Below are 25,973 nucleotides of genomic sequence, written 5' to 3' on the forward strand. Positions count from 1 at the left end.
TATCAGACCGCCCTCATCAGCAGGGTCGCGGCGACGAGGACCGCCGCGCCGCCGAACATCGAGACCGCGTAACTGCGCGCGAAGCCGTTCTGCAGCCGGCGCATCCGCCCGGACAGGCCGCCGACCGAGGCCGCCGTGCCGTTGACGACGCCGTCGACCAGGGTGTGGTCGACGTAGACCAGCGAGCGCGTCAGGTGCTCGCCGCCGCGGACCAGGACGACGTGGTTGAAGTCGTCCTGGAGCAGATCGCGCCGGGCGGCCCGGGTGAGCAGCGATCCGCGCGGGGCGACGGCCGGGACCGGGCGGCGTCCGTACTGCACCCAGGCGATCGCCACACCGATGACCATCACGGCCACCGTGGACACCGTGACCGTCAGGGCGCTGATCGGCGCGTGGCCGTGGTCGTGCCCGGTGATGGGCTCCAGCCAGTGCAGGAAGCGGTCGCCGATGCTGAAGAACGCGCCGCCGGCCACCGATCCCACGGCCAGCAGGATCATCGGAACCGTCATGACCCTCGGCGACTCGTGCGGGTGCGGCGGGGCGTACTCGCCGCGCGTCTCGGCCGCGGGCTCCACGTCCGGCTCGGCCGGGGACGGCGTCGGGGCGTTGCGCCAGCGCTCCTCGCCGAAGAACGTCATCAGCATCACGCGCGTCATGTAGTACGCCGTGATGGCCGCGCCCAGCAGGGCCGCGCCGCCGAGGATCCAGCCCTCGGTGCCGCCCTTGGCGAACGCCGCCTCGATGATCTTGTCCTTGGAGAAGAAGCCGGACAGACCCGGGAAGCCGATGATGGCGAGGTAGCCGAGGCCGAAGGTGATGAAGGTGATCGGCATGTACTTGCGCAGTCCGCCGTAGCGGCGCATGTCGACCTCGTCGTTCATGCCGTGCATGACCGAGCCGGCGCCGAGGAACAGCCCGGCCTTGAAGAAGCCGTGCGTCACCAGGTGCATGATCGCGAAGACGTAGCCGATGGGGCCGAGGCCCGCGGCCAGCACCATGTAGCCGATCTGCGACATGGTCGAGCCGGCCAGCGCCTTCTTGATGTCGTCCTTGGCGCAACCGACGATCGCACCGAACAGCAGCGTGACCGCGCCGACGATGGTGACCACCAGCTGTGCGTCGGGCGCACCGTTGAAGATCGCCCCGGACCGGACGATCAGGTACACGCCCGCGGTCACCATGGTCGCGGCGTGGATGAGGGCCGAGACCGGGGTCGGGCCCTCCATCGCGTCACCGAGCCAGGACTGCAGCGGCACCTGGGCGGACTTGCCGCAGGCGGCCAGCAGCAGCATCAGGGCGATGGCGGTCAGCTTGCCCTCGCCCGCCTCGCCCGCGAGACCGGCCTCCCCGTGGCCGCCGAGCACCGGCCCGAAGGCGAAGGTGCCGAACCACAGGAACATCAGCATGATCGCGATCGACAGGCCCATGTCGCCGACGCGGTTGACCAGGAACGCCTTCTTCGCGGCCGTGGCCGCGCTGGGCTTGTGCTGCCAGAAGCCGATCAGCAGGTAGGAGGCGAGGCCGACGCCCTCCCAGCCGACGTACAGCAGCAGGTAGTTGTCGGCGAGGACCAGCAGAAGCATCGCCGCGAGGAACAGGTTCAGGTAGCCGAAGAAGCGGCGGCGCCGTTCGTCGTGCTCCATGTACCCGACGGAGTACAGGTGGATCAGCGAGCCGACGCCGGTGATCAGCAGGACGAACGTCATCGACAGCTGGTCGAGCCGGAAGGCGACGTCGGCCTGGAATCCCTCCACCGGGATCCAGCTGAACAGGTGCTGGGTCAGGGTGCGGTCGTCGGCGCCGCTGCCGAGCATGTCGGTGAAGAGGACGACGCCGATCACGAAGGACGCGGCGGCCAGCAGCGTGCCGATCCAGTGACCGACGGCGTCCAGCCGGCGTCCGCCGCACAGCAGGACCGCCGCTCCGAGCAGGGGCGCCGCCACCAGCAGCGCAATCAGGTTCTCCACGATTCAGCGACCCCTCACAGCTTCATCAGGCTGGCGTCGTCGACCGAGGCCGAGTGGCGGGAACGGAACAGGGACACGATGATCGCCAGCCCGACCACGACCTCCGCGGCGGCGACGACCATCGTGAAGAAGGCGATGATCTGGCCGTCGAGGTTGCCGTGCATCCGGGAGAAGGCGACGAACGCGAGGTTGCAGGCGTTGAGCATCAGCTCGACGCACATGAACACGACGATCGCGTTGCGCCGGATCAGCACCCCGGTGGCGCCGATCGTGAACAACAGGGCCGCGAGATAGAGGTAGTTGACCGGGTTCACTTCGACGCCTCCTCGGCCCGCTTGAACTTCGCCCGTTGGATCGCGTCGCGCTCCAGGCGCTCCTCGGCCCGCTGCTCCAGGGCCTTGAGGTCGTTGAGCGCCTCCGCCGACACGTCACGGATCTGGCCCCGCTGGCGCAGCGTCTTGTTGACGGTGAGCTCCGACGGGGTGCCGTCGGGCAGCAGGCCGGCGATGTCGACGGCGTTGTGCCGGGCGTACACGCCGGGTGCCGGCAGCGGCGGCAGGTACTTGCCCTCCCGGACGCGCTGCTCGGCCATCTCCCGCTGGGTCCTGGCCCGCTCGGTGCGTTCACGGTGGGTGAGCACCATGGCGCCGACCGCGGCCGTGATCAGCAGGGCGCCGGTGATCTCGAAGGCGAAGACGTACTTGGTGAAGATCAGGGACGCGATGCCCTCGACGTTGCCGCCCGCGTTGGCCTGGCCGAGGCCGCTGAACTCCTCGAGGGAGGCGTTGCCGATGCCGCCGATCAGCAGGATGCCGAAGCCGAGCCCGCACAGCAGGGCCAGCCAGCGCTGGCCCTTGATCGTCTCCTTCAGGGAGTCCGCCGCGGTGACGCCGACGAGCATCACCACGAACAGGAACAGCATCATGATCGCGCCCGTGTAGACGACGATCTGCACGATGCCGAGGAAGTAGGCACCGTTGGCGAGGTAGAAGACCGCCAGGACGATCATGGTTCCGGCGAGGCAGAGCGCGCTGTGCACGGCCTTCTTCATGAAGACGGTGCACAGGGCGCCGATCACCGCGATCGTGCCGAGGGTCCAGAACTGGACGGCCTCTCCGGTGGAGGTGGAGTAGGCGGCGAGCTGCGCGGTCATGGGCGGATCACCTTCTCCGACGCCGGTTCCGCCTCGCCGAACGTGGAGGCGGCCTCCTGGACGACCTCGCCCTTGGAGTGCGCGACCTGCCGGACCGTGCCGGGCGCCGCCTCGGTCACCAGGCCCCGGTAGTAGTCCTGCTCGTCCGTGCCCGGATAGATGGCGTGCGGGGTGTCGACCATGCCCTCTTCGAGGCCGGCGAGCAGCTGCTCCTTGGTGTAGATGAGGTCGGCGCGGCTGGAGTCCGCCAGCTCGAACTCGTTGGTCATCGTCAGCGCGCGCGTGGGGCACGCCTCGATGCACAGGCCGCACAGGATGCAGCGGGCGTAATTGATCTGGTAGACGCGGCCGTACCGCTCGCCCGGCGAGTAGCGCTCCTCGTCGGTGTTGTCCGCGCCCTCCACGTAGATCGCGTCGGCGGGGCACGCCCACGCGCACAGTTCGCAGCCGACGCACTTCTCCAGGCCGTCCGGATGGCGGTTGAGCTGGTGCCGTCCGTGGAAGCGCGGAGCGGTGGTCTTCTGCTGCTCCGGGTACTGCTCGGTCAGCCGCTTCTTGAACATGGCCTTGAAGGTCACGCCGAAGCCGGCCACGGGGTTCTGGAAACCGGGCTTGGTGTCCTTGGGTTCCTCAGCCATCGGACGCCTCCTTTCCATCCGTAGATCCGCCCACAGATCCGTCACTGTGAGTATCGGGCCCGCCACTGACAATCAGCTCCCGCTCGCGGCGCGGGCGGCGTCGCGGTACGGGCGGCAGCTCCTGCCCCGGCAGCGGCGGCACGGGGAACCCGCCGGCCATCGGGTCGAAGGCGGCCGGCGCCTCGACGGGCCGCTCGGCCTGCCTGGCCTTGTCGCGGTACATGTCGACGACGAAGGACAGCAGCAGGAGGACCAGGACACCGCCGCCGATGTAGAGGGCGATGTCGGCGAAGTCGTAGTTCTCGTTCCTGAGGGCCCGGACGGTCGCGACGAGCATCAGCCAGACCAGGGAGACCGGGATGAGGACCTTCCAGCCGAGCTTCATCAGCTGGTCGTAGCGGACCCGTGGGAGCGTGCCGCGCAGCCAGATGAAGAAGAACAGCAGCAGCTGGACCTTGAGGACGAACCAGAGCATCGGCCACCAGCCGTGGTTCGCGCCCTCCCAGAAGGTGCTGACCGGCCACGGGGCCCGCCAGCCGCCGAGGAACAGGGTGGTGGCCACCGCCGCGACCGTCACCATGTTCACGTACTCGGCGAGCATGAACATCGCGAACTTGATCGACGAGTACTCGGTGTTGAAGCCGCCGACCAGGTCGCCCTCGGACTCCGGCATGTCGAAGGGGGCGCGGTTGGTCTCGCCGACCATCGTCACGATGTAGATCAGGAACGAGACCGGCAGGAGCAGGATGTACCAGCGGTCGCCCTGCTGTTCGACGATCGTCGAGGTCGACATCGATCCCGAGTAGAGGAACACCGAGGCGAACGCGGCGCCCATCGCGATCTCGTAGGAGATCATCTGCGCGCAGGACCGCAGTCCGCCGAGCAGCGGGTACGTCGATCCGGAGCTCCAGCCGGCCAGCACGATGCCGTAGATGCCGACCGAGGCGACCGCGAGGATGTACAGCACCGCGATCGGCAGGTCGGTGAGCTGCATGGTGGTGCGCTGACCGAAGACCGAGACCTCGTTGCCGGCCGGCCCGAAGGGGATCACCGCGATCGCCATGAAGGCCGGGACGGCCGCGACGATCGGCGCGAGGATGTACACCGCCTTGTCGGCGCGCTTGACGACGACGTCTTCCTTGAGCATCAGCTTCACGCCGTCGGCGAGCGACTGGAGCATGCCCCAGGGGCCGTGCCGGTTCGGGCCGATGCGCAGCTGCATCCAGGCGACGACCTTGCGCTCCCAGACGATGGAGAACAGCACGGTCACCATCAGGAAGGCGAAGCAGAAGACCGCCTTGACGACGACCAGCCACCAGGGGTCGTTGCCGAACAGCGAGAGGTCTTCAGCGGCGAGGTACGGGCTCATGCCTCCACCTCCTTGGGGGCCTCGCCGGCGAGCGTCGCCGGGCCGATGCGGACGAGTGAGCCGGGCAGCACCCCGGCGTCGGAGGCGACGCCGGTGCCGGCCGAGTTCAGCGGGAGCCAGACCACCCGGTCGGGCATGTCGGTGACCTGCAGCGGGAGTTCGACGACCCCCGCGGGACCGGTCACGGCGAGGACGTCGCCGTCCTTGACGCCGGCCTCGGCGGCCGTGGCGGCCGACAGGCGCGCGCGTGCGGCGTGCCGGGTGCCGGCGAGCGCCTCGTCGCCCTGCTGGAGGAGGCCCTGGTCGAGCAGCAGCCGGTGCCCGGCCAGTACGGCCTCGCCGGCGGCCGGCCTCGGCAGCGCGCCGGCGGTGTGCAGCGGCTCGGTGGCCCGCGGACCGTCCCAGGTGCCGAGCCGGTCGATCTCCGCGCGCGTGGTGCGCAGATCCGGCAGGCCGAGGTGGACGTCCATGGCGTCGGCCAGCATCTGGAGCACCCGCGCGTCCGAGGGCGCGAGGCGCTGGGTCATCTGGTCGGGCTTGAGCGCCGAGTCGAAGGAACGCACCCTCCCCTCCCAGTTGAGGAAGGAACCGGGCTTCTCGGCGACCGCGGCGACGGGCAGGACGACGTCGGCGAGTTCGGTGACCTCGCTGGGCCGCAGCTCCAGCGACACCAGGAAGCCGACCTCGGCGAGTGCCTCACGCGCGCGTGCCGGGTCGGGAAGGTCGGCGACCTCCACGCCCGCCACCAGCAGCGCCTGGAGTTCGCCCCCCGCGGCGGCCTCGACGATCTGGCCGGTGTCGCGGCCGTAGCGGTGCGGGAGGTCGGCCAGGCCCCAGACCGCGGCGACCTCCTCGCGCGCGCGGGCGTCGGTGGCCGGACGCCCGCCCGGCAGCAGCGTGGGCAGTGCACCGGCCTCGATCGCCCCGCGCTCCCCCGCCCGGCGCGGGATCCACACCAGCCGGGCCCCGGTCGCGGTGGCGGTCCGTACCGCGGAGGTGAGGCCGCCGGCCACGGACGCCAGCCGTTCGCCGACGACGATCACGGCGCCCTCGGCGCGCAGCGCCTCGGCGGCCGCGGCGCCGTCGCCCTCCAGGCCGACGCCGCTCGCGAGCGCGTCCAGCCACTCGGTCTCGGTACCGGGAGCGGCCGGCAGCAGGGTGCCGCCCGCCTTCTCCAGGCCCCGGGTGGCGTGCGTGGCGAGGGAGAAGACCCGCTGTCCGTGCTTGCGCCACGCCTTGCGCAGCCGCAGGAAGACGCCGGGCGCCTCCTCCTCGGCCTCGAAGCCGACCAGGAGGACCGCGGGCGCCTTCTCCAGGGAGGTGTACGTGACGCCCGTGCCGTCGAGGTCGCGGCCGCGGCCGGCGACCTGGGAGGCCAGGAAGTCGGCCTCCTCGAAGCTGTGCACGCGCGCGCGGAAGTCGATGTCGTTGGTGTCGAGCGCCACGCGCGCGAACTTGCTGTACGCGTAGGCGTCCTCGACGGTCAGCCGTCCGCCGGTCAGGACGCCGGTCCGGCCCCGTGAGGCGAGCAGCCCCTGGGCGGCGATCTGCAGTGCCTCCGGCCAGGACGCCGGCGCCAGCTCACCCTCGGCGTTGCGCACCAGCGGGGTCCGCAGCCGGTCCCGCATCTGCGCGTACCGGAAGGCGAACCGCCCCTTGTCGCAGATCCACTCCTCGTTGACCTCGGGGTCGTCGGCCGCGAGCCGCCGCATGACCTTGCCGCGCCGGTGGTCGGTGCGGGTGGCGCAGCCGCCGGAGCAGTGCTCGCAGACGGACGGGGAGGAGACCAGGTCGAAGGGGCGGGAACGGAACCGGTACGCCGCCGAGGTGAGCGCGCCGACCGGGCAGATCTGGATGGTGTTGCCGGAGAAGTACGACTCGAAGGGGTCGCCCTCGCCGGTGCCGACCTGCTGGAGCGCGCCCCGCTCGATCAGCTCGATCATCGGGTCGCCCGCGACCTGGTTGGAGAACCGGGTGCAGCGGGCGCACAGCACGCACCGCTCGCGGTCGAGCAGCACCTGCGTGGAGATCGGCACGGGCTTCTCATAGGTCCGCTTCTTTCCTTCGAAGCGGGACTCGGCGTTGCCGTGGGACATCGCCTGGTTCTGCAGCGGGCACTCGCCGCCCTTGTCGCAGACCGGGCAGTCCAGCGGGTGGTTGATGAGCAGCAGCTCCATCACGCCGTGCTGGGCCTTCTCGGCGACGGGCGAGGTGAGGTGGGTCTTCACCACCATGCCGTCGGTGCAGGTGATGGTGCAGGACGCCATGGGCTTGCGCTGGCCCTCGACCTCGACGATGCACTGGCGGCAGGCGCCGGCCGGGTCGAGGAGAGGGTGGTCGCAGAACCGGGGGATCTCGATGCCGAGCTGTTCGGCGGCGCGGATGACCAGGGTGCCCTTGGGCACGCTGATCTCGATGCCGTCGATCGTCAGCGTCACCAGGTCCTCGGGCGGGACCGCCGCCTCTCCCCCGCCGGAGGGAGCGCTCGTGGTCACGGTCATGCGTTCACCTCCGTGCGGTGATCGGCCCAGGCCGTCGACCTGGCCGGGTCGAAGGGGCAGCCACGGCCCGTGATGTGCTGCTCGTACTCCTCGCGGAAGTACTTCAGCGAGGAGAAGATCGGCGAGGCGGCACCGTCGCCGAGGGCGCAGAAGGACTTGCCGTTGATGTTGTCGGCGATGTCGTTGAGCTTGTCGAGGTCGGCCATGACGCCCTTGCCGGCCTCGATGTCGCGCAGCAACTGCACGAGCCAGTAGGTCCCTTCGCGGCAGGGCGTGCACTTGCCGCAGGACTCGTGGGCGTAGAACTCGGTCCAGCGGGTGACGGCGCGGACGACGCAGGTCGTCTCGTCGAAGCACTGCAGGGCTTTCGTGCCGAGCATGGAACCCGCGGCGCCCACTCCTTCGTAATCAAGAGGGACGTCGAGGTGCTCGTCGGTGAACATCGGCGTCGAGGACCCGCCCGGCGTCCAGAACTTCAGCCGGTGGCCGGGGCGCATGCCCCCGCTCATGTCGAGGAGCTGGCGGAGCGTGATGCCGAGCGGCGCCTCGTACTGGCCGGGGCTGGCGACGTGGCCGGAGAGGGAGTAGAGCGTGAAGCCCGGCGACCTCTCGCTGCCCATCGACCTGAACCAGTCCTTGCCCTTGTTCAGGATCGCGGGAACCGACGCGATCGACTCGACGTTGTTCACCACAGTGGGGCAGGCATAGAGGCCGGCCACAGCAGGGAAGGGGGGACGGAGCCGCGGTTGACCACGGCGGCCTTCGAGCGAGTCGAGCAGTGCGGTCTCCTCACCGCAGATGTACGCGCCCGCGCCCGCGTGCACGGTGAGTTGGAGATCGAGTCCGCTGCCCAGGATGTTCTCGCCCAGGAAGCCCGCCTCGTAGGCCTCGCGCACGGCCGCGTGCAACCGCCGCAACACGGGGACGACTTCACCACGCAGATAGATGAAGGCATGCGACGACCTGATGGCGTAACACGCGATGACGATGCCCTCGATGAGGCTGTGCGGGTTCGCGAAGAGGAGCGGGATGTCCTTGCAGGTCCCGGGCTCCGATTCGTCGGCGTTGACAACTAGATAGTGAGGCTTGCCATCCCCCTGGGGAATGAACTGCCACTTCATCCCCGTCGGGAACCCCGCGCCGCCGCGTCCGCGCAGACCGGAGTCCTTGACGTACGCGATCAGGTCGTCCGGAGACATCGCCAGCGCCTTGCGGAGCCCCTCGTACCCCTCGTGCCTCCGGTAGACGTCCAGAGTCCAGGACTCGTCCTCGTCCCAGAAGGCCGACAGCACGGGTGCGAGCAGCTTCTCCGGGCTGGTGTCCTTGATCTCGGCTGCCAAGGTCATCACTCCCCCTCCTCGGCGGTAGGCCCTGCCGGGTGGGCTGGGTCGGATGCCGATGTGTCCTGCGGCGCGTCGTGCGAGCTCAGGTGCTCCGCCGGGGACGGGTCGTGCACGGCCCGGTCCTGCGGCGTCTCGTGCGGCCCGCCGTCCCGCGGGTGCACCACGCGCGCGGGTGCGGTCTCCCCCTTGGCCAGGCGGAGGCCCACCAGCGAGGCGGGACCCGCGCTGCCGCCGGCCGCGACGGCGCCGTCCCGCTCGTCGGGGAAGCCCGCCAGGATCCGGGCGGTCTCCTTGAAGGTGCACAGCGGCGCACCGCGCGTGGGCGTCACCGGCCGTCCCGCGCGCAGGTCGTCGACGAGGCGCCTGGCGCTCGCCGGGGTCTGGTTGTCGAAGAACTCCCAGTTGACCATCACGACCGGCGCGAAGTCACAGGCCGCGTTGCACTCGATGTGCTCCAGGGTGACCTTGCCGTCCTCGGTCGTCTCGCCGTTGCCGACGCCCAGGTGCTCCTGGAGGGACTCGAAGATGGCGTCGCCGCCCATCACCGCGCACAGGGTGTTGGTGCACACACCGACCTGGTAGTCGCCGCTCGGCCTGCGCCGGTACATGGTGTAGAAGGTGGCGACCGCGGTGACCTCGGCGGTGGTGAGGCCCAGCATGTCCGCGCAGAACTGCATCCCGGTGCGCGTGACGTGCCCCTCCTCCGACTGCACGAGGTGCAGCAGCGGCAGGAGGGCGGACCGGGAGTCCGGGTAGCGGGCGATGATCTCGCGCGCGTCGGTCTCCAGACGCGCTCGGACGTCGTCCGGGTAGGCGGGCGCGGGCAGTTCGGGCATGCCCAGGCTGACGCCCCGCTCCGAAGAACTGGTGGTCACCGGTCGACGCCTCCCATCACGGGGTCGATGGACGCGACGGCGACGATGACGTCGGCGACCTGGCCGCCCTCGCACATCGCCGCCATGGCCTGCAGGTTGGTGAAGGACGGGTCGCGGAAGTGGACCCGGTAGGGGCGGGTGCCGCCGTCGGAGACGACATGCACCCCGAGTTCGCCCTTGGGCGACTCGACCGCCGCGTACGCCTGTCCCGGCGGGACGCGGAAACCCTCGGTGACCAGCTTGAAGTGGTGGATCAGGGCCTCCATGGAGGTGCCCATGATCTTCTTGATGTGGTCGAGGGAGTTGCCCAGTCCGTCCGGCCCGAGCGCGAGCTGGGCGGGCCAGGCGATCTTCTTGTCGGCGACCATGACCGGGCCGGGCTGGAGCCGGTCCAGGCACTGCTCGATGATCCTGAGCGATTGGCGCATCTCCTCCAGCCGGATCAGGAAGCGGCCGTAGGAGTCGCAGGAGTCGGCGGTCGGGATGTCGAAGTCGTACGTCTCGTAGCCGCAGTACGGCTGGGTCTTGCGCAGGTCGTGGGGCAGGCCGGTGGAGCGCAGGATCGGGCCGGTGGCGCCGAGGGCCATGCAGCCGGCCAGGTCCAGGTAGCCGACGTCCTGCATGCGGGCCTTGAAGATGGGGTTCCCGGTGGCGAGCTTGTCGTACTCCGGGAGGTTCTTCTTCATCTTCTTCACGAACTCGCGGATCTGGTCCACCGCGCCGGGCGGCAGGTCCTGGGCGAGTCCGCCGGGGCGGATGTACGCGTGGTTCATCCGGAGGCCGGTGATCAGCTCGTAGATGTCGAGAATCAGTTCACGATCACGGAAGCCGTAGATCATGATCGTGGTGGCGCCGAGCTCCATGCCGCCGGTGGCGATGCACACCAGGTGGGAGGAGAGCCGGTTCAGCTCCATCAGGAGAACCCGGATGACCGAGGCCCGGTCCGGGATCTCGTCCTCGATGCCGAGGAGCTTCTCGACGCCCAGGCAGTACGCCGTCTCGTTGAAGAACGGCGTCAGGTAGTCCATGCGCGTCACGAAGGTGGTGCCCTGCGTCCACGTCCGGTACTCGAGGTTCTTCTCGATGCCGGTGTGCAGGTAGCCGATGCCGCAGCGGGCCTCGGTGACGGTCTCGCCCTCGATCTCCAGGATCAGGCGGAGCACGCCGTGCGTGGACGGGTGCTGCGGCCCCATGTTGACGACGATGCGCTCGTCGTCGGCGCGGGCGGCGGACCGGACGACCTCGTCCCAGTCGCCTCCGGTGACCGTGTAGACGGTGCCTTCCGTGGTCTCGCGCGCCGAGGCGGCGGACGCCGCGGATGCGTTCGACGTGCTCATGAGTACGACCTCCGCTGGTCCGGAGCCGGGATCTGGGCGCCCTTGTACTCGACGGGGATGCCGCCGAGGGGGTAGTCCTTGCGCTGCGGGTGGCCCTGCCAGTCGTCCGGCATCATGATCCGCGTCAGGGCCGGGTGACCGTCGAAGACGATGCCGAAGAAGTCGTACGTCTCGCGCTCGTGCCAGTCGTTCGTCGGATAGACGGAGAACAGCGACGGGATGTGCGGGTCGCTGTCGGGCGCGCTGACCTCCAGGCGGATCACCCGGTTGTGGGTGATCGAGCGCAGGTGGTAGACGGCGTGCAGCTCGCGGCCCTTGTCGTTCGGGTAGTGGACGCCGCTGACGCCGGTGCACAGCTCGAAGCGCAGGGCCGGGTCGTCGCGCAGGGTGCGGGCGACCCGGACCAGGTGTTCGCGTTCGACGTGGAAGGTCAGCTCGCCGCGGTCGACGACCGTCTTCTCGATGGCGTTGTCGGGGAGGAGTCCCTGTTCCTCCAGCGCGCCCTCCAGCTCGTCGGCGACCTCGTCGAACCAGCCGCCGTAGGGCCTGCTCGCCGGTCCCGGGAGGCGGACCGAGCGGACCAGGCCGCCGTAGCCGGAGGTGTCGCCGCCGTTGTTGGCGCCGAACATGCCGCGCTGGACGCGGATCTCCTCGCCGCCCTGGCCGCGCTGACCGGGGAGGTTCTCGGCGGAGAGGTCCTTTTCGGGGTTCACCCCGTTGCCGCCCGCGTCGCTCATCGCAGCAGCCCCTTCATCTCGATGGTGGGCAGGGCCTTGAGCGCCGCCTCCTCCGCCTCGCGGGCCGCCTCCTCGGCGTTCACGCCGAGCTTGGAGTTCTGGATCTTGTGGTGGAGCTTGAGGATGGCGTCCATCAGCATCTCGGGCCGCGGCGGGCAGCCTGGGAGGTAGATGTCGACCGGGACGATGTGGTCGACGCCCTGGACGATCGCGTAGTTGTTGAACATGCCGCCGGAGGAGGCGCAGACCCCCATGGAGATCACCCACTTGGGGTTCGGCATCTGGTCGTAGACCTGCCGCAGCACCGGCGCCATCTTCTGGCTGACCCGGCCCGCGACGATCATCAGGTCCGCCTGCCGCGGCGAGCCGCGGAAGACCTCCATGCCGAAACGCGCCAGGTCGTAGCGGCCGGCACCGGTGGTCATCATCTCGATGGCGCAGCAGGCGAGGCCGAAGGTGGCGGGGAAGACCGACGCCTTGCGCACCCAGCCCGCGGCCTGCTCGACGGTGGTGAGCAGGAAGCCGCTCGGCAGCTTTTCTTCGAGTCCCATGACTAAAGGCCCCTCAGTCCCATTCCAGGCCGCCGCGCCGCCATACGTACGCGTACGCGACGAAGACGGTGAGCACGAAGAGCAGCATCTCCACGAGCCCGAAAATCCCCAGGGCGTCGAAGGTGACGGCCCAGGGGTAGAGGAAGACGATCTCGATGTCGAAGACGATGAAGAGCATCGCCGTCAGGTAGTACTTGATGGGGAAGCGCCCGCCGCCGGCCGGCGTGGGGGTCGGCTCGATGCCGCACTCGTAGGCCTCGAGCCTGGCGCGGTTGTACCGCTTCGGACCGATCAGCGTGGCCATGACCACGGAGAAGATCGCAAAGCCTGCCCCGAGGGCTCCCAGTACGAGGATGGGCGCATACGCGTTCACCGCTCCTCGCTCCTCTCAGTCGGCACTGACTGCTGGCGGTTTGCCGTGGACTCACAAGCGCCTCACAAGTCCCACGAGCCCCGCTCGTCCCGGCGAAGATCGCGAACATGTGAAGCAGGTCACAAGCCCAACTGCCACGCATCTTATGCCCGCCGCTCTGTGATCTGCGACACGGGGTATTACACAAGCTTTGTGATCTCCACCACCTGACGAAGGATCATGAAGTCGGATGAGCGGTGATCTTCGTACAAGAAGCGTTCGACTGATCACCAGAGGTGACAATTTTACTCATCGACCCTGATCAGATGGGTCGTCTCAATATCAAGATGCTTCCCTTGCATGCAAATTGGCGCTGGACGCGATCTCTTGATGGAGGAGCCGTTCACACATCAGAGGGAGAGACCGGAGCCGATGTGGACGCGTGCACGCGTTCACGAGCGCGGCGGGCCGGAATCCGCGACGGGGACGCGCCCGCCCGAGTAACCGTTCCGTGACCTCCGCCACATCCGTGAGAGGCGTCTGAGAACCGGGCTTGGCCAACTGCCTCAACAAGTGGTAAGCGGGGGGCAATTCGGGCGTAACGATCAAAGCCCGTGATCACAGGCCGGTTACGGCGCGTCCGCAATGTCCGTTACGGCGTCAATAAAGGCCGACACGCCCGGGATTCGGGCACCCCGTTGAACAATTGTGGCGCAGGACACGTTTCTTGAAGGTATGGAGGAGCTCCTGATACCGGTTGTTCCCATGTCCCACACCGCTCACATACGCAGCCACCGGAAGCCCCGCCGCAGCGCGTCCACTCTCGCGATGCGGGCCGGAGTTGCCGGTGGCGTCCTCAGCACCCTGGCAGTCGCCGGGGCGTCCGGCTCGGCGAACGCGGCCGAGCCGGTGACGCAGACCCTCGAACTGCCCACCCTGACGGCCGACCTGGCCGCCCAGGTCGCCCAGTCCGCGGACGCCACGCAGCAGGCCGCCGCGAACTACGAGCTGCGGGCCGAGCGTGACGCAGCCGCCGCCCAGGCGGCCAAGGAGGCCAAGGCGGACCTCGCCGAGGCCAAGAAGAAGGCCGCCGAGGCCAAGAAGAAGGCCGAGGAGGCCGCCCGCAAGGAGGCCGCCGAGCGCGCCTCCCGCACCTCCGAGCGCGCCACCCTCAGCGCGTCCGTGGACACCGGCACCTCCGTCGGCACGGGCAGCGGCACGAGCGCCGGCTCCAGCACCAGCACCAACACGTCCACGCCCTCCGGTTCGGCCGCCGCCGTCGTCGCCTTCGTCCAGGCGCAGGTCGGCGACGCCTACGTCTCCGGCGGCACCGGCCCCAACTCCTGGGACTGCTCCGGCCTCGTGCAGGCCGCGTTCAAGCAGGTCGGCGTCGACCTGCCGCGCGTCTCCCAGGCCCAGTCGACCGCCGGCACCCAGGTGTCGCTGAGCAACCTCCAGCCGGGCGACATCCTCTACTGGGGCGGCGCGGGCAGCGCCTACCACGTCGGCGTGTACGTCGGCGACGGCATGTTCGTCGGCGCGCAGAACCCGTCCACCGGCGTCATCAAGGCGTCGCTGTCGTACGACCCGCCGAGCGGCGCGGTGCGCGTGCTGTAGGGCTCACACCGGGCACCACCGTACGAAGGGCCGCAGCCGCTCCGGGGCTGCGGCCCTTCGCAATCCCGCCGCCCTCAGGGATCCGGAGCCCTCGGCATCTCGCGGCCCTCAGGCATCTCGCGGCCCTCAGGCATCTCGCGTCCCTCAGGCATGTCATGGCCCTCAGGCGTCTCGTGACCCTCAGGCATCTCGCCCCCGTTCGGCGCTCCTGGCATGCTCGGCGCGGGCCGGTTCTCCACCGGCCCGTCCACGAGCCGAAGGAGAGAACATCATGCCGAGCGTGTTCGTACAGGGGCGGCCCGTCGCCTCCTACCCCCCGCTCGCGCCGGAAGCCCTGCGCGGGTCGGTCCGGCGTGTCACCGAGGTCGGCGAAGAGGTGCTGCACAAGCCCTGCCGCGACGTCACCGAGTTCGGACCCGACCTCGCGGCGCTCATCGACGACATGTTCCGGACGATGTACGTCGCCGAGGGAGCCGGCCTGGCTGCCAATCAGGTCGGCGTCGGTCTGCGCCTGTTCGTGTACGACTGCCCCGACGACGACGGTGTCCGGCATGTCGGGCACATCGTGAACCCGGTGCTGGAACCGCTCGACCCGGCCGGGCGGCGGCTGCTGGACGAGGGCGAGGGATGCCTGTCGGTGCCGGGCGCCGTCATGGACGTACCGCGGCCCGACCGGGCCGTCGTACGCGGCCTCGACAAGGACGGCAACCCGCTCCTCGTCGAGGGCACCGGCTACTTCGCACGCTGCCTCGCCCACGAGACCGACCACGTGAACGGCCACGTCTACCTGGACCGGCTCTCCAAGCGGGACCGCAGGGCGGCGCTGCGGCAGTCGGCGGACCGGCGCGAGGAGGTGTTCGCCCGCCGGGCCGCCAACGCCGCCGCTCTCGCCAAGGGCTGATCAGGCCTTTGGGGCCACCTTGCTCAGCCCGTTGATGATGCGGTCCATCGCGTCGCCGCCCGTCGGGTCCGTCAGGTTGGCGAGCATCTTCAGGGTGAACTTCATCAGCAGCGGGTGGGTGAGTCCGCGCTGGGTCGCGATCTGCATGACCTTCGGGTTGCCGATGAGCTTCACGAAGGCGCGGCCCAGCGTGTAGTAGCCGCCGTAGGTGTCCTTCAGGACGCGCGGGTAGCGCTGGAGGGCCGTCTCGCGCTGGGCCGGCGTCGCCCGCGCGTGCGCCTGGACGATGACGTCGGCGGCGATCTGCCCGGACTCCATGGCGTAGGCGATGCCCTCGCCGTTGAAGGGGTTCACCAGGCCGCCGGCGTCGCCGACCAGCAGCAGCCCGCGCGTGTAGTGGGGCTGGCGGTTGAAGGCCATGGGGAGGGCGGCGCCGCGGATCGGGCCGGTCATGTTGTCCGGGGTGTAGCCCCAGTCCTCCGGCATGGACGCGCACCAGGCCTTCAGGACCTCGCGCCAGTCCAGTTCCTTGAAGGAGGCGGAGGTGTTCAGCACACCGAGGCCGACGTTGCTGGTCCCGTCGCCCATGCCGAAGATCCAGCCGTAGCCCGGCAGGAGGCGGTCCTGGAGGCCGCGGCGGTCCCACAGCTCCAGCCAGGACTCCAGGTAGTCGTCGTCGTGGCGCGGGCTGGTGAAGTAGGTGCGGACCGCGACGCCCATCGGGCGGTCCTCGCGGCGGTGCAGGCCCATCGCCAGCGACAGGCGCGTGGAGTTGCCGTCCGCGGCGACGACGAGCGGCGCGTGGAAGGTGACCTCGCGCTTGTCCTCACCGAGCTTGGCGTGCACGCCGGTGATGCGGCCGGTGCGGTCGTCCACGATGGGGGCGCCGACGTTGCAGCGCTCGTGCAGGCGGGCGCCCGCCTTCTGGGCCTGCCGGGCCAGCTGCTCGTCGAAGTCGTCGCGCTTGCGGACGAGTCCGTAGTCGGGGAAGGAGGCGAGATCCGGCCAGTCCAGCTGGAGCCGCACACCGCCGCCGATGATCCTCAGGCCCTTGTTGCGCAGCCAGCCGGCCTCCTCGGAGATGTCGATGCCCATCGCCACGAGCTGCTTGGTCGCGCGCGGGGTGAGCCCGTCGCCGCAGACCTTCTCGCGCGGGAACGCGGTCTTCTCCAGCAGGAGGACGTCGAGTCCCGCCTTGGCCAGGTAGTACGCCGTGGTGGAGCCGGCTGGCCCCGCGCCCACGACGATCACATCGGCGGTGTTGTCGGAGAGGGGCTCGGTCACGGCGGGATCTCCCCAAGTTCGAAATCTGCGTGCCGACGGGCACTGGACATGGGCAGTCTATTCAGCGTCACCGATCACCGGCTGAAGGGCTGTCCCCCGTGAACCGAGCTCTCCCCGCCGTACGGCTGCGCGTCCCCACGGACGAGGACGCGGTCGCCTGGCACCGGATCTTCGACGACCCGGACGTCATGGAGTTCCACGGCGGGAGGTCCGCCGAGCTGTCCGTCTACGAGGAGCTCACCGCCCGCCAGCGCCGGCACGACGCCGAGCACGGCTTCTGCCTGTGGACCATGCTGGACGAGTCCGACCGGGTCATCGGCTTCACGGGCGCCCAGCCGTGGCCGCAGGACTGGGGCCCCAAGGGCGAGATCGAGATCGGCTGGCGGCTGGGCAGGGACCACTGGGGCAAGGGGTACGTCACCGCGGCGGCCCGGCAGACGCTGGACCGGGTCCGCGCGGCCGGGGTGGCGGAGGTGGTGGCGATGGTCAACGCCCGCAACACACGGTCCATCGCGGTCACCGAGCGCCTCGGCATGCGGCTCGCAGAGGTCTTCACGACGCCGTCGCAGCAGCAGGGCCACTGCTACCGGCTCCAGTTGTGACGCACCGTAATCGAATGTCACGGAACGCCACTTGATGCTTCCGGGCGGTGCCCCGCGGAGTTACCCTGCCCGTACCGCTGGGGGTGACGTCCGTGCGCCTGACACCCAAGACACCCGATGTGCGCGTGCCGCGCCTGGTCGGCCTGATGGCCGTGGACGCGCGGGAGGCGGCCCGTTCCCGGGGCCTGTCCCTCACCGCGCCGGACCGGCCCGACTTCCACCTCGCCGTCGTCGACTACGTCGTACGCCAGTACCCGCAGCCCGGAGCGGAGGTGCCGCGGGAGTCGCCGGTGTACGTGTGGTTCGACTTCGGGGAGGGTGAGGGCGGCGGAGGCACCCGCGAGCCGCGCGTGCCCGGCCCGCCCCGCGGCGGGCTGCGGCGGGAGCTGGCCGAGCCGCGCGAGCCCTACTGCGCGGTCCTCAGCTCTCCTTGAAACCCCGGTGCAGCGCCACCACGCCGCCCGTCAGGTTCCGCCACGCCACCTTCGACCAGCCGGCCCCGCGCAGCCGTTCGGCCAGGGCGGGCTGGTCGGGCCAGGCGCGGATGGACTCGGCGAGGTAGACGTAGGCGTCGGGGTTGGACGACACCGCGCGGGCCACCGGCGGCAGCGCGCGCATCAGGTACTCGGTGTAGACGGTGCGGAACGGCGTCCAGGTCGGGTGCGAGAACTCGCAGATCACGACCCGGCCACCGGGCTTGGTCACCCGGTACATCTCCCGCAGCGCCGCGTCGGTGTCCTGCACGTTGCGCAGCCCGAAGGAGATGGTGACCGCGTCGAAGACGTCGTCCCGGAACGGCAGCCGCGTCGCGTCGCCCGCCGTGAGCGGCAGCCAGGCGTGCCGCTGCTTGCCCACCCGGAGCATGCCGAGGGAGAAGTCGCAGGGGACGACGTACGCGCCGGTCCGGGCGAAGGGGAGGGAGGACGTCGCCGTGCCGGCGGCCAGGTCGAGGACCTTCTGCGCGGGGCGGGCGTCGACGGCTCTGGCGACCTCCTTGCGCCACACCCGGTCCTGGCCGAGCGAGAGCACGTCGTTCGTCAGGTCGTACCGTTCCGCGACGTGGTCGAACATCGAGGCGACTTCGTTCGGCTGCTTGTTCAGGGAAGCGCGGGTCACGGGCCCATTGTTGCAGCCCGGGATCAGGGCAGCAGGCGCGGCCTCCGCCGCGCGGCGACGTCCTCCACCCAGCCCGCCAGCAGCACGAACACCACGATCAGAACCCAGCCGACGCCGAACAGGAACCACTGGCTGCCCAGCGGCAGGTACGCCTCGAACGCGGGCACCCGCCAGCACAGGTCGATCAGCGGCACGGCCAGGACCAGCGCGATCTCGTGCCACAGGTAGATCGTCACCGCCCGCGCGTTGAAGACGGTCACCAGCCGGTCCAGGCGCGGGAACCGGGCCGGGCCGGCGCAGCCGGTGCCGAGCCGGGCCTTGGCGTGCATCAGCAGTGTCACGGCGCCCGCCGACCACAGCGCCTGCGCGAACGGGTTCTCGTCGAGGTCGTACGTGCCGTACGCGGCCCGGTCCGCGAAGGCGTACCAGCCGCCGCACGCGAGCGCCGCGACGCACAGCGGGACGACGGCACCGGGCCTGAGCCGCCGCAGCACCCCCTCGTGGTGCGCGAAGCCGAGGATCCAGCAGAACAGGTACGTCGCCAGGTCCGTGAGCGCGCTCCCGAGGCGGTCCTCCGGCGGCTGCCAGGCGAACCGGAGGACCAGGGCCGGGGCGAGGGACAGCAGCAGCACCGGGACCGGGGCGAGCCGGAACAGGCGCAGCAGCAGCGGGGAGAGCAGGACGAACCACACGTACGTCCGCAGGTACCAGAGGATCTCCCAGACCTGCTCGGCCCAGGCGTCGCCCGGCGGGTCGCCGAGCGGCACCACCCAGTACACGATCCGCCACCCCGGCATCCAGCCGTGCACCAGCATCGCGGCCACCACGAACAGTCCCCAGAACCAGTACGGCGGCAGGAGGCGGCGCAGCCGGCTCCGGATCACCGTGGGCGCGGGACGCCGCAGCGACCCGGCCATCAGGGTGCCGGCCAGGCCGAACATGATCCCCATGGAGGGCAGGACCAGTCCGGCCCAGGGCCAGCCGAAGGCGTGGTACGCCACGACCCGGACGAGGGCGAGGGCCCGGAGGGCGTCGAAGTAGCGGTCCCGGCCGCCGGCCGCGGGGAGCCCGGCCGCCGGGCCGGCCCCCTTGCGGTGCGCACCCATCACCCGGTCCCCGCCGGCGTGCCCACCTCGCCCGTCCGCTTCAGCTTCTGCCAGCGCAGCCGGCCGCCGGTGAGGGCGGTGACGCAGGAGTGGATGAGGACGAGGTACATCATCTGCCGGTACGCCAGCTGCTGGAGCGGCATCATCAGCAGGTACCGGTACTTCTCGCGGTCGAGGCGGAAGGCGTAGGCCGCGCACAGGAGCTGGACGCCGAGCACCGCCAGCCAGGCGAGCAGTGCCGCACGGAAGTCGATGAAGATCATCGAGTAGGCGGTGAAGACGTCGATGAGCGGGGCGAAGAGCGGCGTGACCACCTGGAAGAGCACCACCAGGGGCATGCCGACCCGCCCGAAGCGGCCGGAGGGCCCCCGGTCCGTGAGGGACCCGCGGTGCTTCCACAGCGCCTGCATGGTGCCGTACGACCAGCGGTAGCGCTGGGACCAGAGCTGTTTCAGCGAACCCGGCGCCTCCGTCCAGGCCCGTGCGTGCTCCTGGTAGACCACCCGCCGGCCGGCGCGGTGCAGGGCGATGGTGATGTCGGTGTCCTCGGCGAGCGTGTCGTCGCTCATGCCGCCGACCTGGAGGACGGCCTCGCGGCGGAAGGCGCCGATCGCGCCGGGGATGGTCGGCATGCAGCGCAGCAGGTCGTACATGCGCCGGTCGAGGTTGAAGCCCATCACGTACTCGATGTGCTGCCAGGCGCCGATGAGCGTGCGCCGGTTGCCGACCTTGGCGTTGCCCGCGACCGCGCCGACGTCCGGGTCGGCGAAGGGCTGGACGAGCTGCCGTACGGTGTCGGGCTCGAAGACGGTGTCGCCGTCCATCATCACGACGATGTCGTACCGGGCGTTGCGCACCCCGTTGTTGAGGGCGGCCGGCTTGCCCGCGTTGGCCTGCCGCAGGACGCGGACGTTGGGCAGGCCGAGGGACTCGGCGATCTCCGCGGTGCCGTCCGTGGAGCCGTCGTCCACGACGATGATCTCGATCGGGTGGGTGCTGCGCGCCAGCGACCGGAGGGTGTTGGCCATGCACTCCTTCTCGTTGTACGCCGGGACGATCACGCTCACCGGCCCGGTGACGGGTGGTCCCCAGGTGAACCGGCGTCTGTTGCGCTGCCGGTGGTGGCGGCGGGCGAGGACCAGCATCATCCCGAACCGGCCCATGACGGCCACGCCCACGACCACGAGCCCGGCCGACAGCGCGGGCACCGTCCACTCGGCGACGGCGACGGCCGCGACGAGGGCCTTGCCCTCGTAGAGGGTGGTGCCGGTGGCCTTGTGGTGGGCGGCCTGGAGGGCGTCCGCGGTGCCGGCCCGGCCGGCGTCGGGACCGCCGGCGGGCTGCTGCGCGGCCATGACGCCGCTGATGGTGGTGAAGGTGTAGCCCGCCGCCTTCATCTTCTCGATGTACTTCGGCAGCGCCTCGATGGTCTGCGAACGCTCGCCGCCGGCGTCGTGGAAGAGGACCGAGGCACCCTCGCCGTCCTCGGGCGTGGCCCACTCGACGATCTTCGACACCCCGGGCCGCTTCCAGTCGTCGCTGTCGGTGTCGATGAAGACGCTGGTGTAGCCGTCCTGGCCGAGCTTCTCGTAGACGGGCCAGCTGTAGTTGTCGATGGCGTCCGTCTGGGAGGAGTACGGCGCCCGGAACAGCGTGGTGGTGATGCCGGCCGCGCCGGCGAGGGCGAGCTGGGTCTGCTCGATCTCGCGCGTGACGCGGGATTCGCTCTGGTAGGAGAGGTCGACGTGGGTGAAGGTGTGGACGCCCACCTCGTTGCCCTGCTCGACCATGTCCTGCACGATGTCCGGGTAGCGCGCGACCATCGATCCGACCAGGAAGAACGTGCCGGGCACGTCGTACTTCTCCAGGATCTCCAGGACCTTCGGCGTCCAGGTGGCGTCCGGGCCGTCGTCGAAGGTCAGCGCGATCGTCTTGTCCGGCACGGAGACGGTCGTGGCCTGTCCGCCGCGGAAGGTGAGGATCGGCCCGCCGTCGAGGATGTCGTCGGGTACGTCACTGGCACTGGCCCCGGTGCGGACGCGCTGGTCCCCTCCGACCTCCGCGCGCAGATAGCCGTCGAGGAGCATCACGCAGGTCAGCGCGAGCAGCAGGAGCAGGGCGAGGAGGACCCGCGGGCGCTGCAGCGCGGCGGCCCGTCCGGCGGCCCGCTCGATGCGGGAGGGGGCGCGGCGGCGGCCCCGTGAGGGTGTGGTCGTGGTCATGGAAGCGGCGGCGTCCCGGTCAGTCGGTGGCGGCGGAGGCGGTCGGGGCGGGGGTGCGGCCGGGTGCCGCGGTGCCGGTGGGCGGGGCGCCCGTGGGGGCGACGGCGCCCTGCGGGCCCAGGTCCCCGCCCGGGGCCCGGCCGTCCTGCCCGTCCGCGAAGGGCAGCAGGGAGGACGGGTTGACCGAGGTGCCGATGCCCATGAAGGCCAGCCCGAGGACGGCCGCGTAGCCGAGGCAGACGGCTCCGAGGAGGAGGCCGAGCCGGCGCAGCAGCCTGGCCCGGCGCCCGGAGTTGTCCACGAACACGGGCCCCTCGGCGGACCCGTTGCCGCGTTTGCGGCGGCGACCGCGCACGGCGGCGCGGCTCTGAGAGACAGGCTCGGAATGCATTCCCCGGACGCTAGGCAGCTTTGCCTGCCGCAACCTCTGGCTTTGCTGTGAGATCCCGGTGAAGGACGGCGCAGCCTGTCCGTGACCTGAGAGTTGCCGCACACGTGCGCACTTTGCTCAGGAAACGCCCAGCCACGTGTGGGACGTTCACTCGTCCGACGACGAGAACGGAGCGTGTGCGATGAGGGCTTTCCGGAAACCGGCGGCCGGGCTGGCCCTGCTGTTCACCCTGGCCGCCGCGGGCTGCTCGGGCGGCGGGGGGACCGGCACGACGGACGCGGCACCCGAGCCGCCCGGGTCCGCCGCGCCGACCACCGCCTACGCCCCCTACGTCAGCGCCACCACGGCCTCGGACAACGACTCCGCGGGCTCCCCGGCGACGTACAACCTGGCCTTCGTGATCTCCTCCGGCAGCGACTGCGCCCCGCGCTGGAACGGCGTCCAGGACATCGACGACACCGCGGTCGCCGCCCGCGTCGCCGCGCTGAAGGAGTCCGGCGCCACCGTCCGCGTCTCCTTCGGCGGCGCCTCCGGCACGGAGCTGGCCGCCGCCTGCGACAGCGCCGAGGACCTGGCGGCGGCCTACGGCGAGGCCCTGGACGCCGCCGGTTCCGCGCAGGCCGACTTCGACGTCGAGGGCGACGAGCTGACCGACGCCGGCTCCGTCGCCCTGCGTTCGGAGGCGATCGCGCTGCTCCAGCAGGAGCGGAGCGACCTGGAGATCTCCTTCACGCTGCCGGTCATGCCCTCCGGCCTCGACACCGACGGGGTGACGCTGCTGGAGTCCGCCAACGACCACGGCGTACGGGTCTCCACGGTCAACCTCATGACGATGAACTACGGCGAGTCCTACGACGGCGACATGGGCGACTACGCCCGCACCTCGGCCGAGGCCGCCCACACCCAGCTGAAGGAGGTCTTCGGGACGTCGGACGCGGAGGCCTGGCGGGGCATGGCGCTCACCTCGATGCTGGGCGTCAACGACGTCGACGGGGAGACGTTCACGCTCGCGGACGCGGCCGAGGTCCGGGCCTTCGCCGAGGAGAAGGGCATCGCCTGGGTGTCGGTGTGGGCCACCTTCCGGGACCGGCAGTGCACGGACGACGCCGGGTCTGACGACGCGGCGACCGACTGCAGCGGGGTGACGCAGCAGGCGGGCGCCTTCGGGGAGGCGTTCGGGGGCTGAGTCAGCGCCGGCGGTGGACCAGGCGTCCGGCGAGCACCGTCGCCACGCAGGTGCCGGCCCCGCGTTCCACGAGCGCCGCCTCGTCGGGGACGTCGAAGACCGCGAACGTCGCGTCCGTGCCGGTCACGCCGTCGTGCGGCAGCGGCAGCGTGATCGCCTCCGGCAGGCTCCGCCCCGCCAGCGAGTCGAAGGTCGCCGGGCCGGCGGGGTCCTCGAACCGCTGTTCCACGCTCAGCCCCGCCCGGTGCAGGGCGTCCACGACGGCGGGCCGCCACAGGTCGCCCGCCACGGCGACGGCCCCGTGCGCCAGCAGCAGCCGCACGCCGCGCCGCGCGCTCGCGCCCCAGCGGGCCTCCGTCATGGCGAGCCCCGCGAGCGCCGCGCCGGTGAGCGGTTCGGTGCCCAGCTCGTCCGCCTCGCGCGGGTCCGGGTGGTAGGCCGCCTCCAGCAGTTCGGGACCGTACGGATTGAGCAGCCCCGGCGTGAGCACCCCCGGCCAGCGCCGGGTCCGCGCCGCCGGGTGGGCGGCCGCCAGCTCCTCGTACGGGCCGACGGCCGCGAGTTCCCGGCCGTCGACCAGGACGGCGCCGCCGGGCAGGGGCGGCCGCCGGTCCCCGGCGATCACGAGGTCCGCGGCGTGGATCGTCAGCACGGGCGCGTCAGTTGGAGGCGAGCAGCTTCAGCTCGGGGTGGGCCGTGCCGCCCTCGATCGCCGTGGACGAGATGTGGGAGACGACCCGCTCGTCGACGGGGTCGTTCGCCGGGTCGTCGTGCACCACGAGGTGCTCGTACGTCGTCGAGCGCTGCGCCGGGACGCGCCCCGCCTTGCGGATCAGGTCGATGATCTCCAGCCGGTTGGAGCGGTGCTTCGCGCCGGCCGACGACACGACGTTCTCCTCCAGCATGATCGAGCCGAGGTCGTCGGCGCCGTAGTGCAGGGAGAGCTGGCCGACCTCCTTGCCCGTGGTCAGCCACGAGCCCTGGATGTGGGCCACGTTGTCGAGGAAGACGCGGGCGATGGCGATCATCCGCAGGTACTCGAAGAGGGTGGCCTGGGTGCGGCCCTTCAGGTGGTTGTTCTCGGGCTGGTAGGTGTACGGGATGAAGGCGCGGAAGCCGCCGGTGCGGTCCTGCACGTCCCGGATCATCCGCAGGTGCTCGATGCGCTCGGCGTTGGTCTCGCCGGTGCCCATGAGCATGGTGGACGTCGACTCCACACCCAGGTTGTGCGCCGTCTCCATGATCTCCAGCCAGCGCTCGCCGGACTCCTTCAGCGGCGCGATGGCCTTGCGCGGCCGCTCCGGGAGCAGTTCCGCACCGGCGCCGGCGAAGGAGTCGAGCCCGGCCGCGTGGATCCGGGTGATGGCCTCCTCGACCGACACACCGGAGATCCGGGCCATGTGCTCGACCTCGCTCGCCCCCAGGCTGTGGATGACGAGCTGCGGGAACTCCTTCTTGATGGCGGCGAAGTGCTTCTCGTAGTACTCCACGCCGTAGTCCGGGTGGTGGCCGCCCTGGAACATGATCTGCGTGCCGCCGAGCTCGACCGTCTCCGCGCAGCGGCGCAGGATGTCGTCGAGGTCGCGGGTCCAGCCCTTGGCGGTGTCCTTGGGCGCGGCGTAGAAGGCGCAGAACTTGCACGCCGTGACGCACACGTTGGTGTAGTTGATGTTGCGCTCGATGATGTACGTCGCGATGTGCTCCGTACCGGCGTACTTCCGCCTGCGCACGGCGTCGGCGGCTGCCCCCAGCGCGTGCAGCGGGGCGTCGCGGTAGAGGACGAGGGCCTCTTCGGGGGTGATCCGCCCACCGGCGGCTGCGCGGTCGAGGATGGGCTGAAGGTCGGCCTTCTCGGTCACCGGCGCCCCTTTCGCAAAGGTTCGTAAGGGTTGTGGACGGACCCGACCAGCCTACGACAGCGGGTTTTCGGGATCGCGGTCAGGCCGTGTACGCGCCGGTCAGCAGGCCGAGGTACGCGCCCGTGATGAGGAACGGCCCGAACGCGAGGGAGGTGCCGCGACCGATCCGCCCCGCCACGACGAGCGCGCCGCCGTACAGCGCGCCGAGCAGGAACCCGGCGAAGGCGCCCAGCATCAGCGTCGGCCAGCCGTACCAGCCGAGGACGGCGCCCGCCCCGAGTGCCAGCTTGACGTCGCCGAAGCCCATGCCGTCCGGGTTGACGAACCACAGCACGAAGTACCCGGCGCCCAGCGCGAGGGCGCCCAGCAGGGCGGTGGTCCACTCCCCGGCGTGCTCGGGCACCAGCGCGGCCAGGCCCAGCAGGGCGAGGGCGGCACCGGCGAGCGGCAGGGTGAGGGGGTCGGGCAGCCGCCGCACCCTGAGGTCGACGTGGGCCAGCAGCACGCCGACGGGCGCGAGCAGCAGCCAGACGGCCAGCTCCGGCCGGGTTCCGGTGGCGGCGGCGAGGACGGCGCAGACGAGGGCGGTGACGGTGGCGAGGGCGGCCGTGCCGGGCCCGTACTCCGGGACGCGCGGCGCGCCGAGCGGTACGCCGGGCGCGTCACCGCCTGCCGCACGGTCCGCCGTGCACTGCCCGCACCGCGCCCGGCCGAGCCATCCCGGGACCGGGTGCCCGCCCGGGCACCGGTCCCGCCAGTCCTCACCGGCCGGGGCGGAGAACCGGTACGCGGCCCGCGGCAGCACCGCCCCCGCCGCCGCACCCCACAGCGCGGCGACGGCCACCACCAGCAGCTCGATGCTCATC

Annotated in this window: 25 protein-coding genes; 5 read left to right on the top strand and 20 right to left on the bottom strand. The window is 70.8% G+C overall.

Features of this window, described 5'->3' with window-relative positions; genetic code table 11:
• Positions 1-2: 2 nt before the first annotated feature.
• Genes nuoL through H0H10_RS32530 form a run of 12 tightly spaced genes read right to left on the bottom strand, consistent with a single transcriptional unit; the run spans position 3 to position 12,844 of the window.
• Positions 3-1,967 carry an NADH-quinone oxidoreductase subunit L gene (gene nuoL, locus H0H10_RS32475; RefSeq protein ID WP_188184753.1) on the bottom strand — a complete coding sequence of 655 codons (1,965 nt, stop codon included), beginning with the start codon at positions 1,965-1,967 and terminating at the stop codon, positions 3-5.
• A 14-nt stretch (positions 1,968-1,981) separates the two neighbouring features.
• The gene (gene nuoK / locus H0H10_RS32480; protein ID WP_004927567.1) at positions 1,982-2,281 is read right to left on the bottom strand and encodes an NADH-quinone oxidoreductase subunit NuoK; all 300 of its coding nucleotides are present in this window, start codon (positions 2,279-2,281) and stop codon (positions 1,982-1,984) included.
• Complete coding sequence (locus H0H10_RS32485) at positions 2,278-3,120, bottom strand: NADH-quinone oxidoreductase subunit J (protein WP_188184754.1); 843 nt, start codon at positions 3,118-3,120, stop codon at positions 2,278-2,280. Before H0H10_RS32485 ends, nuoK begins: the two co-directional genes overlap by 4 nt.
• Positions 3,117-3,758 carry an NADH-quinone oxidoreductase subunit NuoI gene (nuoI, locus tag H0H10_RS32490; protein WP_188184755.1) on the bottom strand — a complete coding sequence of 214 codons (642 nt, stop codon included), beginning with the start codon at positions 3,756-3,758 and terminating at the stop codon, positions 3,117-3,119. The genes H0H10_RS32485 and nuoI overlap by 4 nt, the downstream gene beginning before the upstream one ends.
• Positions 3,751-5,127 (bottom strand): NADH-quinone oxidoreductase subunit NuoH, encoded by a 1,377-nt coding sequence (nuoH, locus tag H0H10_RS32495; protein WP_188184756.1) that lies wholly within the window; start codon positions 5,125-5,127, stop codon positions 3,751-3,753. Before nuoH ends, nuoI begins: the two co-directional genes overlap by 8 nt.
• A complete protein-coding gene (locus H0H10_RS32500; RefSeq protein ID WP_188184757.1) occupies positions 5,124-7,628 on the bottom strand; it encodes an NADH-quinone oxidoreductase subunit G in 2,505 nt (834 codons plus the stop codon). The genes nuoH and H0H10_RS32500 overlap by 4 nt, the downstream gene beginning before the upstream one ends.
• Entirely contained in the window at positions 7,625-8,977 is a 1,353-nt protein-coding gene (gene nuoF, locus H0H10_RS32505; RefSeq protein WP_188184758.1) for an NADH-quinone oxidoreductase subunit NuoF, read from the bottom strand. Before nuoF ends, H0H10_RS32500 begins: the two co-directional genes overlap by 4 nt.
• Positions 8,974-9,846 carry an NADH-quinone oxidoreductase subunit NuoE gene (gene nuoE, locus H0H10_RS32510; protein WP_188184759.1) on the bottom strand — a complete coding sequence of 291 codons (873 nt, stop codon included), beginning with the start codon at positions 9,844-9,846 and terminating at the stop codon, positions 8,974-8,976. The genes nuoF and nuoE overlap by 4 nt, the downstream gene beginning before the upstream one ends.
• Complete coding sequence (locus H0H10_RS32515) at positions 9,843-11,183, bottom strand: NADH-quinone oxidoreductase subunit D (RefSeq protein ID WP_188184760.1); 1,341 nt, start codon at positions 11,181-11,183, stop codon at positions 9,843-9,845. The genes nuoE and H0H10_RS32515 overlap by 4 nt, the downstream gene beginning before the upstream one ends.
• Positions 11,180-11,920: an NADH-quinone oxidoreductase subunit C gene (locus H0H10_RS32520; RefSeq protein WP_188184761.1), complete on the bottom strand. Its 741-nt coding sequence runs from the start codon at positions 11,918-11,920 to the stop codon at positions 11,180-11,182. Before H0H10_RS32520 ends, H0H10_RS32515 begins: the two co-directional genes overlap by 4 nt.
• Positions 11,917-12,471, bottom strand: a complete 555-nt coding sequence (locus H0H10_RS32525; RefSeq protein WP_055635348.1) for a NuoB/complex I 20 kDa subunit family protein — start codon at positions 12,469-12,471, stop codon at positions 11,917-11,919. Before H0H10_RS32525 ends, H0H10_RS32520 begins: the two co-directional genes overlap by 4 nt.
• 13 nt (positions 12,472-12,484) lie before the next feature.
• Positions 12,485-12,844: an NADH-quinone oxidoreductase subunit A gene (locus H0H10_RS32530; protein ID WP_030420561.1), complete on the bottom strand. Its 360-nt coding sequence runs from the start codon at positions 12,842-12,844 to the stop codon at positions 12,485-12,487.
• A 744-nt stretch (positions 12,845-13,588) separates the two neighbouring features.
• On the opposite strand from H0H10_RS32530, the gene H0H10_RS32535 reads away from it, so the two are divergent.
• Together H0H10_RS32535 and def are read left to right on the top strand one after the other, a co-directional pair.
• Positions 13,589-14,440, top strand: coding sequence for a C40 family peptidase (locus tag H0H10_RS32535; protein WP_188184762.1), 852 nt, complete (start codon positions 13,589-13,591; stop codon positions 14,438-14,440).
• A gap of 271 nt (positions 14,441-14,711) precedes the next feature.
• Entirely contained in the window at positions 14,712-15,341 is a 630-nt protein-coding gene (gene def / locus H0H10_RS32540; RefSeq protein ID WP_188184763.1) for a peptide deformylase, read from the top strand.
• Here the strand turns inward: def and H0H10_RS32545 are convergent, their stop codons facing one another.
• The gene (locus H0H10_RS32545; protein ID WP_188184764.1) at positions 15,342-16,625 is read right to left on the bottom strand and encodes a geranylgeranyl reductase family protein; all 1,284 of its coding nucleotides are present in this window, start codon (positions 16,623-16,625) and stop codon (positions 15,342-15,344) included. It abuts the gene before it with no gap.
• Positions 16,626-16,723: 98 nt separating this feature from the next.
• On the opposite strand from H0H10_RS32545, the gene H0H10_RS32550 reads away from it, so the two are divergent.
• Together H0H10_RS32550 and H0H10_RS32555 are read left to right on the top strand one after the other, a co-directional pair.
• Positions 16,724-17,227 carry a GNAT family N-acetyltransferase gene (locus H0H10_RS32550; protein ID WP_188184765.1) on the top strand — a complete coding sequence of 168 codons (504 nt, stop codon included), beginning with the start codon at positions 16,724-16,726 and terminating at the stop codon, positions 17,225-17,227.
• A 92-nt stretch (positions 17,228-17,319) separates the two neighbouring features.
• Positions 17,320-17,661: a PASTA domain-containing protein gene (locus H0H10_RS32555; RefSeq protein ID WP_188184766.1), complete on the top strand. Its 342-nt coding sequence runs from the start codon at positions 17,320-17,322 to the stop codon at positions 17,659-17,661.
• On the opposite strand, the gene H0H10_RS32560 is transcribed toward H0H10_RS32555, so the two are convergent.
• The 4 genes from H0H10_RS32560 to H0H10_RS32575 are packed head-to-tail and all read right to left on the bottom strand — an operon-like array spanning position 17,648 to position 22,062.
• A complete protein-coding gene (locus H0H10_RS32560; RefSeq protein ID WP_188184767.1) occupies positions 17,648-18,343 on the bottom strand; it encodes a demethylmenaquinone methyltransferase in 696 nt (231 codons plus the stop codon). The genes H0H10_RS32555 and H0H10_RS32560 overlap by 14 nt on opposite strands.
• A 23-nt stretch (positions 18,344-18,366) precedes the next feature.
• Positions 18,367-19,449: an acyltransferase family protein gene (locus H0H10_RS32565; protein WP_188184768.1), complete on the bottom strand. Its 1,083-nt coding sequence runs from the start codon at positions 19,447-19,449 to the stop codon at positions 18,367-18,369.
• A complete protein-coding gene (locus H0H10_RS32570; protein WP_188184769.1) occupies positions 19,449-21,671 on the bottom strand; it encodes a bifunctional polysaccharide deacetylase/glycosyltransferase family 2 protein in 2,223 nt (740 codons plus the stop codon). Before H0H10_RS32570 ends, H0H10_RS32565 begins: the two co-directional genes overlap by 1 nt.
• A 19-nt stretch (positions 21,672-21,690) precedes the next feature.
• Complete coding sequence (locus tag H0H10_RS32575; protein WP_223180783.1) at positions 21,691-22,062, bottom strand: hypothetical protein; 372 nt, start codon at positions 22,060-22,062, stop codon at positions 21,691-21,693.
• Positions 22,063-22,243: 181 nt separating this feature from the next.
• Here H0H10_RS32575 and H0H10_RS32580 point away from each other — a divergent pair, with 181 nt between their 5' ends.
• Positions 22,244-23,248, top strand: coding sequence for a chitinase (locus tag H0H10_RS32580; RefSeq protein WP_188184770.1), 1,005 nt, complete (start codon positions 22,244-22,246; stop codon positions 23,246-23,248).
• A gap of 1 nt (position 23,249) precedes the next feature.
• Here the strand turns inward: H0H10_RS32580 and H0H10_RS32585 are convergent, their stop codons facing one another.
• From H0H10_RS32585 to H0H10_RS32595, 3 genes are all read right to left on the bottom strand, one after another.
• A complete protein-coding gene (locus H0H10_RS32585) occupies positions 23,250-23,900 on the bottom strand; it encodes an imidazolonepropionase-like domain-containing protein (RefSeq protein ID WP_188184771.1) in 651 nt (216 codons plus the stop codon).
• Between the two features lie 7 nt (positions 23,901-23,907).
• The gene (mqnC, locus tag H0H10_RS32590) at positions 23,908-25,107 is read right to left on the bottom strand and encodes a cyclic dehypoxanthinyl futalosine synthase (protein ID WP_188184772.1); all 1,200 of its coding nucleotides are present in this window, start codon (positions 25,105-25,107) and stop codon (positions 23,908-23,910) included.
• Between the two features lie 79 nt (positions 25,108-25,186).
• The gene (locus H0H10_RS32595) at positions 25,187-25,972 is read right to left on the bottom strand and encodes a prepilin peptidase (RefSeq protein ID WP_188184773.1); all 786 of its coding nucleotides are present in this window, start codon (positions 25,970-25,972) and stop codon (positions 25,187-25,189) included.
• Position 25,973: the final 1 nt, after the last annotated feature.

It is taken from the genome of Streptomyces griseicoloratus, assembly GCF_014534645.1.
Lineage (GTDB): Bacteria > Actinomycetota > Actinomycetes > Streptomycetales > Streptomycetaceae > Streptomyces > Streptomyces griseicoloratus.